The 9,770-nt window shown below is 65.1% G+C and carries 4 protein-coding genes and 2 pseudogenes; 4 read left to right on the top strand and 2 right to left on the bottom strand.

Annotated elements, in window-relative coordinates; translation table 11 throughout:
• Positions 1–50 precede the first annotated feature (50 nt).
• Entirely contained in the window at positions 51–3,686 is a 3,636-nt protein-coding gene (locus BMX62_RS10955) for a PAS domain-containing protein (protein WP_162273537.1), read from the top strand.
• A gap of 7 nt (positions 3,687–3,693) precedes the next feature.
• Here the strand turns inward: BMX62_RS10955 and BMX62_RS10960 are convergent, their stop codons facing one another.
• Positions 3,694–5,646: a diguanylate cyclase domain-containing protein gene (locus tag BMX62_RS10960; protein WP_162273538.1), complete on the bottom strand. Its 1,953-nt coding sequence runs from the start codon at positions 5,644–5,646 to the stop codon at positions 3,694–3,696.
• 160 nt (positions 5,647–5,806) lie between these two features.
• On the opposite strand from BMX62_RS10960, the gene BMX62_RS10965 reads away from it, so the two are divergent.
• On the top strand, positions 5,807–7,363 hold the full coding sequence (locus tag BMX62_RS10965) for a cobyric acid synthase (RefSeq protein WP_090208769.1): 1,557 nt from the start codon (positions 5,807–5,809) through the stop codon (positions 7,361–7,363).
• Positions 7,360–8,754 carry an FAD-dependent tricarballylate dehydrogenase TcuA gene (gene tcuA / locus BMX62_RS10970; protein WP_090208772.1) on the top strand — a complete coding sequence of 465 codons (1,395 nt, stop codon included), beginning with the start codon at positions 7,360–7,362 and terminating at the stop codon, positions 8,752–8,754. Before BMX62_RS10965 ends, tcuA begins: the two co-directional genes overlap by 4 nt.
• Positions 8,755–8,804: 50 nt before the next feature.
• Here tcuA and BMX62_RS13405 read toward each other — a convergent pair.
• Positions 8,805–9,498, bottom strand: a pseudogene (locus BMX62_RS13405) (transposase).
• Positions 9,499–9,602: 104 nt separating this feature from the next.
• Between BMX62_RS13405 and BMX62_RS13410 the strand changes: the two are divergent.
• Positions 9,603–9,718 (top strand): annotated as a pseudogene (locus tag BMX62_RS13410) (IS200/IS605 family transposase); the annotation flags it as partial.
• Positions 9,719–9,770: the final 52 nt, after the last annotated feature.

The raw sequence follows: 9,770 nt of genomic DNA on the forward strand, positions 1-9,770 counted from the left end.
TTTCGCTGCTTCATGGGTGGGCACGGGCCAATGGATCATCAGGTCGATTTATGTCGGATTTTCAGTCGCAGTTGAGAGGGTGGTTGCAGGGTTCTGCAGGGCATCGCGTCCTGGCCACGGGCTGGCTGTTGATGGGGCTGGGGGTCGGCCTGGCCCAATGGCACTGGCTGCCGCTGGGAGACGGAGAGTTGAGTATTCCGCTGGTGCTCTTTGATGGGGCTCTGGTGCTGTTGATTGCCCTGGTTATCCTCCTGCTGGGTCTGCGGCCCAGTCTGATCGCCCCCGACCCCCACCGGGGTATCGTTCCCTGGCTGATCAGCGGACTTGGGCTGTTGCTGATCCATGCCGTTACCGATGCCCTGGAACACGGCCTGATTCACCCGCCGTGGATGATCATCCTGCTCAATGAGATGGCCGGTTTTGCCGGCATCGTGGTGCTGCTCCTGGCCGGCAAGCGCTGGCTGGACCAGTCCCGGGTCCACCACGAACGCTCGGCGGAGGCGCTGCGGCGGGAACTCAACCTGTTCGCCTCGGGGCCGGTGTTCATCATCGAATGGTCCCCCGATGAGCACTGGCCCGTTCGCATGGCATCCTCCAACGTGGTGGATAGTTTGGGCTATACCCCCCAGGAGATGCAGGCGGCGGATTTTTTCTATGCCGACCTGATCCATCCCGACGACCGGGACCGTACCGCCGCGGAAGTGGTGTACAACATCAGCCACCGGATCAACACCTACGAGCAGTCCTACCGGCTGCGAACCCATTCCGGGGAATACCGCTGGTTTTACGATTTCACCCGACTGGTGCGGGATGATCAGGGCGAGCTGACCATGATCATCGGCTACCTGTACGACCAGACGGTGCAAAAGGAGACGGAACAGGCCCTGGCCGAGGAGCGCTACCGGCTGGAGAACATCATCCGGGGCACCCACGTGGGCACCTGGGAATGGGACATACCCACCGGCGCGACGATTTTCAACGAACGCTGGGCAGATATCGTCGGCTATACCCTGGAGGAGTTGTCCCCGGTATCCATAGCCACCTGGCAACACTTTGCCCACCCGGAGGATCTCCAGGCCAGCGCCGCACTGCTGGAACGGCATTTTGCCGGCGAACTGGAATACTACGAATTCGAATCCCGGATGCGGCACCGCAACGGGGACTGGGTCTGGGTACTGGACCGGGGCAAGGTGATCAGCTGGACGGATACGGGCAAACCCCGGCTGATGATGGGTACCCACCAGGACATCACCCAGCGCAAGCGGATGGACGCGGCCCTGCGGGAAAGCCACGAACTGCTCCGGCAGCTCTCCCAGCAGATTCCAGGGGTCATCTACCAATACCGGTATTTTCCCGATGGCCGGCAATGCTTTCCCTTTGCCTCGGACAACATCTGGCAGATCTATGAAGTCACCCCCGAGGAAGTCCGGGAAGACGCCAGTGAAGCCATTGCCCGTATCCATCCCGATGACCGCAAGCGGGTCACCCAGAGCATCACCGATTCCTTCCTCACCCTGTGCATCTGGGAATGTGACTACCGGGTCGTCCTGCCGCAACAGGGGCTGCGCTGGTTGCGGGGAACCGCCCGGCCCCAGCGACTGGAGGATGGTTCCACCCTGTGGCACGGCTATATCGGCGATGTCACCGACCGCAAGGTGGCGGAGCAGCGCCTGGGGGAGGCCATCCGCCATGCCCGGGACATGGCGGCCCAGGCGGAGCGGGCCAATGCCGCCAAGGGCCAGTTCCTGGCCAACATGAGCCATGAAATCCGCACCCCGATGAATGGGGTGATCGGCATGACCGGCCTGCTGCTGGACAGCAATCTGGATACCGAACAGCGGCGCCATGCGGAGACGATACTCAACAGTGCCGAATCCCTGCTGACCCTGATCAACGACATCCTGGACTTTTCCAAGATCGAGGCGGGCAAGCTGGACCTGGAGGCATTGGACTTCGACCTGCGGGACATGCTGGATGAGGCGGCCTCGGCACTGGCGGTGTCCGCCCATGAAAAGGGGCTGGAGTTCATTTGCACCCTGGACCCGGACACGCCCCTTCACCTGCGGGGCGATCCGGGCCGGCTGCGCCAGATTCTCAACAATCTGGTGGGCAATGCCATCAAATTCACCCATCGGGGTGAAGTCAGTATCCAGGTGGGGCCGGCCAGCCAGGAGGCCGACTCGGTACTGCTGCGCTTTACCGTCACCGATACCGGCATCGGCATCCCGCAGGATAAATCCGCCCTCCTGTTTCAGAAGTTTTCCCAGGTGGACGGGTCCACCACCCGCAACTATGGTGGCACCGGACTGGGACTGGCCATTTCCCGGCAGCTGGCGGAACTGATGCAGGGCGAGATCGGCATGGACAGCCAGGAAGGCGCGGGGTCCACCTTCTGGTTCACCGTGCGTTGCTCATTACGGGAGGGCGAACCAGAGGCCCCACCCCCAGTGGCCCTGCGCCGGGTGCGGGTGCTGGTGGTGGATGATCATCCCACCCAGCAGGCATGGCTACGTACCACCCTGCGGCGCTGGGGGATGGCGGTGGACACTGCCGACAATGGCACCGACGCCCTGGGAAAGATCTATGACGCCCTGGAACAGGCCCGCCTCCCCCAGGTGCTGCTGATTGACCAGGAGATGCCGTCGATGGACGGGGAAACCCTGGGTCAGGCCCTGGGGACCGACGCCCGGCTGACCGGGATGTATCGGGTGATCATGCCCTCCCTGAGCCGGGCCGGCGACGCCGCCCGCCAGCAGGCCGCCGGCTTCCATGCCTGCCTGCCCAAGCCCGTCCGCCAGCGGGAACTGCTGGCAGTGCTGCAGCGGTTGCTGGCAAGCCGGCCCGAGGATCTGGCCTCCGCGCCCATCATCATCCCCCGCAGTTCCCGGACATCCACAGACCCTTCGGCGGCGACAGTGAACCGGGGTCGGGGACGCATTTTGCTGGTGGAGGACAACAGCATCAATCAGCAGGTGGCCCTGGGGGTGCTCAGGAAACAGGGCTTCAAGGCCGATGCCGTGGGCAACGGCCAGGAGGCGGTCAGGGCCGTGACCCAGATTCCCTACGACCTGATCCTGATGGATGTGCAGATGCCGGTGATGGACGGCCTGCAGGCCACCCGGGCCATCCGCGCCCTGGATCAGGCCGCGGTGCCCGCGGACATCCCCATCATTGCCATGACCGCCCATGCCATGCAGGGTGACAAGGAGCGCTGCCTGCAGGCGGGGATGAATGACTACATCACCAAGCCCTTGTCCCCGTCACGTCTGGCCACGGTGCTGGCACGGTACCTGCCCGAAAGCCGGCCCGTCCACCCGGACCCGCCCCCGCCCGTCGGGGGCAATCGCCACATCCTCAACCGGGACACCCTGCTGGAACGGCTGCTGGGGGATACCGACCTGCTGCGCCGGCTGCTGGATACCTTTATCGCGGATATACCCCAGACTCTCGACGAACTGGATGCAGCCTGTGCCGACGGTCATGTCGACCGTCTCCGGCGCGCCGCCCACACCCTCGGCGGCGCCGCCGGCAACATGAGCGCCGAGCGTCTGCAGGCGGTGGCCAAGGCCATCGAACAGGCTGCCGGCGGCGATGACGGATGGCATCGGATCCGCCAGGAGCTCCTGCCCCGGCTACGGGATGAATATCACATCCTGTGCCGACATCTGGCCGCCGAAGGCGCCTGATCCCGGATCAGCGGATCGCTGCGGGCAACGTCGGCTCATAGAGACAGATCCGGTCGGCGCCGCTCTGCTTGGCATGGTACATGGCGATGTCCGCATGCTGGGCCAGGGTCTGGCTGTCCTGACCGTGTTCGGGATAAAAGGCGATGCCGATGCTGGTGGAGATGCCCAGTTCCAGCCCGTTGATACAAAATGGCGCCTGAAGGGTCTGGCGGATGTTTTCCGCCACCAGCAGGGCATGTTCCATCTGTCGGATCGCCGGCAGCATGATGATGAACTCGTCACCACCGATGCGGGCCACCATGTCGGTTTCCCGCACGGCATCGAGCAAGCGACGCGCTGCCTGCTGCAGCACCAGATCACCGACGGCATGGCCATGGGTGTCGTTGATGGGCTTGAACTTGTCCAGATCAAGGAACAGCAGCGCCAGCATGTCGTCTATTTTCCGGTTTCCGGTAATGATTTGATCCAGGCGATTGAACAGCAAGGTCCGGTTGGGCAGAGCGGTGAGGGGATCGTGGTGGGCCATGTGTATCATCCTGGCCTCCTGGCGCTTGCGTTCGGTGATATCGTGGGCGATGCCCAGCATGCCGATGATGGTCCCGTCCTTGTCAAACAGGGGCGAGGCATTGGTGACATGCCAGCGCCAGCCGGCGGTCTTGTGCCGCACCCGATATTCCAGTCCGCTCTGTTTGCTTTTGGTGGTCAACAGCCGCTCCAGAAACACCTGACAGGCCGGCAGGTCGTCAGGATGCACAATGGCGGCGAAATAGCCCCCCAGAAAATCCTCCGGGTCCTGGGCCAGAATCTCCCGGATGTTGGGGGAAAGGTACTGGAAGGTGCCATCCAGGTTCAGGGTATAGATGATGTCGTTGGCATCCTCCACGAAGGTACGGAATTTTTCCTCGTTGATGCGCAGTTGCGTCTCGGCGGCCTTGCGCCGGGTGATGTCGTTCCAGGCGACGTGCAGCAGCGGCTGTTCCTCGTAATGAATGGCGGTCAGCATGAGCAGGGCATCGAAAGGTTCTCCGTTGCTCCGCAGACCCTGCCACTCCCATTCATGTCCGCCCCGATCCAGGGTCCGCCGGCACATGTCCCGTGCATGATCAACGGATGCACGGCCATCGGGCTGCATCGGCGGTGCAAAATCGCTCAACGACCCGCCGATGAACGACTCGGCGGAGGGGTGATGGAACAAATCCAGGGCCGCCGGATTGGCCGCCGTGAAACGCCCCTGCCGATCCATCAGGGTCTGGGGTTGGCGGGATTCCTCGAACAGGATGCGAAAGCGTTTTTCGCTGGCGGCCAGAATCTGGGTGGCCCGTTCCTGGGCCATCACGATCATCCCCAGGGCCATCAGGATCAGCACCAGCAACCCGGCCTGGAAGGTAAACACCTGCAGGGCATTGGTCTGCAGGATATCTGTCGCGCCCCGCAGGCTGCCAACCCCCGCCATCAGGGCCCGCAGGATCAACAGGAGCAGCAGTACCGCCAGACTGATGGTGATGATGATCTGGCCCCGGCCGGGAGTATCATCCCGATGACGCACCACGATCAGCAGCAGAATCAGGGTCTGGCCGGCCAGGATGATGGCCGTAAACAGAACCCGGCCCTGGAAATTGTCCAGCAGCGGCAACAGGCCAACCAGTACGATGGGCAGGGGCACCCACGGCAGCCAGCGGGCCCAGGGTTGTCGGCGCCGATAGAACCGGTGAAACCCCTCGCCGATCAGGGCCAGCCAGACCGCCACAAGGCCGTTGGAGACCAGCAGCAGAAGAGGATGGAGGGGGTGAACCATATCGGCCTGCCAGATAAACCCCAGGTAGGCGCAGGCATTGGCCGCTGTCGCCAGGGCCCACGGTCCCATGGCTTCGTGACCGGGGCGGTCTGCCATGGATAACATGGCCACCGCCAACAGAATGTTGGTCAGTGCGATGATCAGAAACAGTGTCGGGATGTCCATGCCGGCCCCCCAAGCCGTGGCATGCGCAGGTCTTGCCGCTGATAGTGCGGCAACCGGCCTCCAAAGGCAAAGGCCCGCTTCAATCTCCGATCCCGATTTGGGTACCATGGCGGACCATCGACGCCGGACAGGCCGGCCCCCCTCAACCACAGGCTACCGGATGCATTCCATTTCCTTCACCCCCCACGGCAAGGGGCCGCCCCAGGCCCGCATCCTCATGATCCAGGGCACCAGTGCCGATGTGGGCAAGAGCCTGCTGGTGGCCGGGCTGTGTCGGGCCTATGTCCGCCGGGGTTTGACGGTGCGGCCCTTCAAGGCCCAGAACATGAGCAACAACGCCGCCGTCACCATCGACGCGGACGCGCCGCCGGATGCCGACGGCAGCCCGGCCAGGGGAGAGATCGGCCGTGCCCAGGCCCTGCAGGCCCTGGCCTGCGGCGCCCCCTGCTCGGTCCACATGAATCCGGTCCTGCTCAAACCCCAGAGCGACCTGACCAGCCAGGTGGTGCTGCGGGGCCGGGTGCTGGGCAACTGGGCCGCCGCGGATTACCAGACACTCAAGCCCGGCCTCATGCCCGCCGTCCTGGACAGCCTGCAACGGCTGGCCGCCGAGGCGGATCTGGTGCTGGTGGAAGGGGCCGGCAGCGGCGCCGAGCGCTATCTGCGGGCCAGGGACATCACCAACATGGGCCTGGCGGAGGCGGCGGACATCCCCGTGGCCCTGCTGGGGGAGGATGCCCGCGGCGGCATGACCGCCTCGGTACTGGGGGCGCACCAGCTCTGGACCGCCTCGGAGCGGGACCGGGTGCGCGGCTATATCGTCAACCGCTTCCGGGGCGACCCGAAGATTTTCCACCCGGCCCGGGAGGACATGACCGGGGCCACCGGCTGGCCCTGCCTAGGTCTGGTCCGCTGGTTCGATGGGGCTGCCCGGCTGGCCCAGGAGGATTCCCTGGCCCTGGACCAGCGCCGTGCCTCCACCGGATCGGGTCTGATGATTGCCGTACCCCGGCTGTCCCGTATCGCCAACTTCGACGATCTGGACCCGCTGGCGGCGGAACCGGGGGTGAACCTGTGCTGGGTCAATCCCGGCGAACCCATCCCACGGGCGGCGGACGTGGTGCTGCTGCCCGGGTCCAAGGCCACCCGCACCGACCTGGAGATGCTGCGACGGGAGGGCTGGGACATCGACATCCTGGCCCACGTGCGCCAGGGGGGCGGCGTGGTGGGACTGTGTGCCGGCTATCAGATGCTGGGCCGGGTGGTCCGTGACCCCCAGGGCCTGGAAGGGCCGCCCGGCGAGACACCGGGCCTGGGATTGCTGGACCTGGAGACCACCATCACCGGGGACAAATGCCTGCGGGATCTGGATCAACGGGATCAACGCAGCGGCCAGCGGGTGCGGGGCTACGAGATGCACATGGGGCGCACCACGGGGCCGGGACTGGATCGCCCCTGGCTGATGCTGGATGGGGGGCCGACCGGGGCGGAGTCCGCCGATGGCCGGGTCATGGGGGCCTATGTGCATGGCCTCTTTACCGGGGATGGCTTCCGGGGCCACTGGCTCCGGCGCATGGGAGGCGAGGCCGGTGAACTGCACTTCGCCCGGCAAACCCAGGCCACCCTGGACGCCCTGGCGGCACAACTGGAGGTGGATCTGGACCTGGACCGGCTCTGGGAGATCAGTCAGCCCATGGGCACCCGGCACCGGCCATGAACGATGTGCTGGTCATCGGCGGTGGCATGGCCGCCTTCTGTGCCGCCCTGGCCGCCCGTCGGGCCGGGGCCTCGGTACAACTGGTGGACAGCGCCCCCCGTCACCTGCTGGGGGGCAATGCCCGTCACTCCCGTAACCTGCGCCTGGTCCACGATGCCCCCTCGCCCCTGTTTCCAGGCCGTTATACGGTGGAGGACTGTCTCATGGACCTGCGGCAGGTCAGCGGCGGACACATGGATGAAGACCTGGCCCGCCTGATGGCGGAGCGTTCCCGGGAATTGCCCCAGTGGCTGCAGGCCCAGGGGGTGCGATTCGAACCCATCACGGGCGGCACCCTGCCCTGGTCCCGCAAGACCGCCTTCTTTCTCGGGGGCGGCCGGGCCATGATCAATGCCCTGGCCCGCACCGCCGAGGATCTGGGGGTCAAGATCCTTCATGACACCAAGGTGCTGGACGTCCGGCTGCGGACGGCGCCTTGTCACCACCTGCCGGCGTGCCGGGACGGTGAATCATTGACCCTGTCGGCCCGCACCGTGGTGATCTGCAGCGGCGGCTATCAGGCCAATCCCGAGGCCCTGTCCCGGACCTGGGGTGAGGCCGCCGCCACCTTTCCGGTGCGCGGCAGCCCTCATGTGCGGGGGGAAATCCTGCTGTCCCTGCTGGCCCAGGGCGCGGCGCCGGCGGGGGTGCCGGGGGCCTGTCATCTGGTGGCGGTGAATGCCCAGGCCCCGGCCGCCGACGGCGGCATCGTCACCCGGGTGGACGGCATGCCCTGGGGTCTGGTGGTGGATCGGGACGGACGCCGCTTTCAGGACGAAGGGGCGGAGATCACCCCCCGCCGTTATGCCTTCTGGGGGCGCCGGGTGGCCCGCCTGCCCGGCGCCAGGGCCCACCTGATCCTGGACGCGACGGGACTGGGCCGGGCGCCCCCCTCCCTCTATCCCCCCCGGCAGGCGGACACCCTGGAGGCATTGGCCCGGATGCTGGGTCTGAACCCGGCCATCCTGCGGGAGACGGTGGATCACTACCACGCCGCCCTGCGGCCCGATGGCCCGAAGGGCGGCCACACCGAGGGGCTAAAGCCGCCCAAGACCCGCCATGCCCTGCCCCTGATCACGCCCCCCTTTTATGCCTGGACCCTGGCGCCGGGCATCACCTTCACCTGTCACGGCATCCGGGTGGATGCCCAGGCACGGATCATGATGGCCGATGGTCAACCCTGCGACGGTCTCCATGGGGCGGGCATGATCATGGCGCCCACGGTCCTGGGCACCGGCTACGTGGCCGGTGCCGCCTTGACCGTGGGCGCCGTGTTTGGCCGTATCGCCGGGGAGGAAGCCGCCCACCGGGCCCTGACCCCGCACCCCGAGGCAGAACAATGCCCGAAGTGACTGCTCCCCGCCCTAAGCGCTGACGCGCCACGGGCGAGGCTTCCCACTTCTCAGGCAGCAGCCGGCGATGTGCCGGACTTACGCAAGCCTCCATGGGCAGAGACGGACAGCCCTTCCGCCTTCAACTTTACTATGCCTTGATGCTTGATGTTCAGCGCCGCGTTGATATCCCGGTCATGCTGTGTGTGGCAGGTCGGGCATTCCCACGACCGGACGTTCAACGGCATGGCGTCCCTCTTGTGCGTTTCAAACAGCAAGGAGGCGTAGTGCTTGCCGGTGACGGTGCGGGTCAGGGTGATGCTTTTCAGTGTGCCCTCGACCCTCCGGTGCACCCTGGCCCTGATCGGTCCAAGCTTGGGCACCTTGATCCAGTCGTCGCCGGCCTTGACGCCGACGCAGTGATAGCTGGACTATTTGCCCCGCTTGCTCTTGAAGCTCGGATAGCCGGCCTTCTGCTGGGGATCGAAGAAGCATTGGAAGGCATGATCCAGGTTCAGGCACGCCTGCTGGAGGGCCATGGAATCCGCGTCTTTGAGCCAGCTATACTTGCGCGATTTCTTGGCGACCGGCAACAGCTTCTTGATGTCGTGTTTGGTGCTCAACGACTGGCCGTGGTGTTGGTAGCGATGGGATATGATGCGAAGGCCGGTGTTATAGACAAAGCGCACCGCGCCGAACTGGTAGTTCAGAAATGCCGCCTGTTCGGTCGTGGGGTAGATGCGTAATCTTTGTGGCCTTCAGCATGTCAGTGCTCGCTGCTACAATAGCCATAGATTAATAGCGATAACAGGGGATTTCAAGTGAGTGCGGATGCAGTCTACCGACGAGGGCGGCACAGCGTCACTCGTATTCCGCGCCTCAGCAAGAGCGCCGCGCTGTGGTCGAGATCGTATTTCGCTTGTAGCGCGGGGTGACTATCGAAACGTTGAAAGCCTATGTTCAGGGGCAGAAGACACAAAAATAGGGCCGCTTGCGCGGCCCCCGCTGACCTCCCCGCCCGAGTGGGCGAGGGTTCA

The organism is Ectothiorhodospira magna (assembly GCF_900110965.1).
Classification (GTDB): Bacteria; Pseudomonadota; Gammaproteobacteria; order Ectothiorhodospirales; family Ectothiorhodospiraceae; genus Ectothiorhodospira; species Ectothiorhodospira magna.

Bases quoted from the DNA above. Each gene is read 5' to 3' on its own strand.
- BMX62_RS10955 (WP_162273537.1), top strand. From the start codon at position 51: ATGTCGGATTTTCAGTCGCAGTTGAGAGGGTGGTTGCAGGGTTCTGCA.
- BMX62_RS10965 (WP_090208769.1), top strand. From the start codon at position 5,807: ATGCATTCCATTTCCTTCACCCCCCACGGCAAGGGGCCGCCCCAGGCC.
- BMX62_RS10960 (WP_162273538.1), bottom strand. From the start codon at position 5,646: ATGGACATCCCGACACTGTTTCTGATCATCGCACTGACCAACATTCTG.
- tcuA (WP_090208772.1), top strand. From the start codon at position 7,360: ATGAACGATGTGCTGGTCATCGGCGGTGGCATGGCCGCCTTCTGTGCC.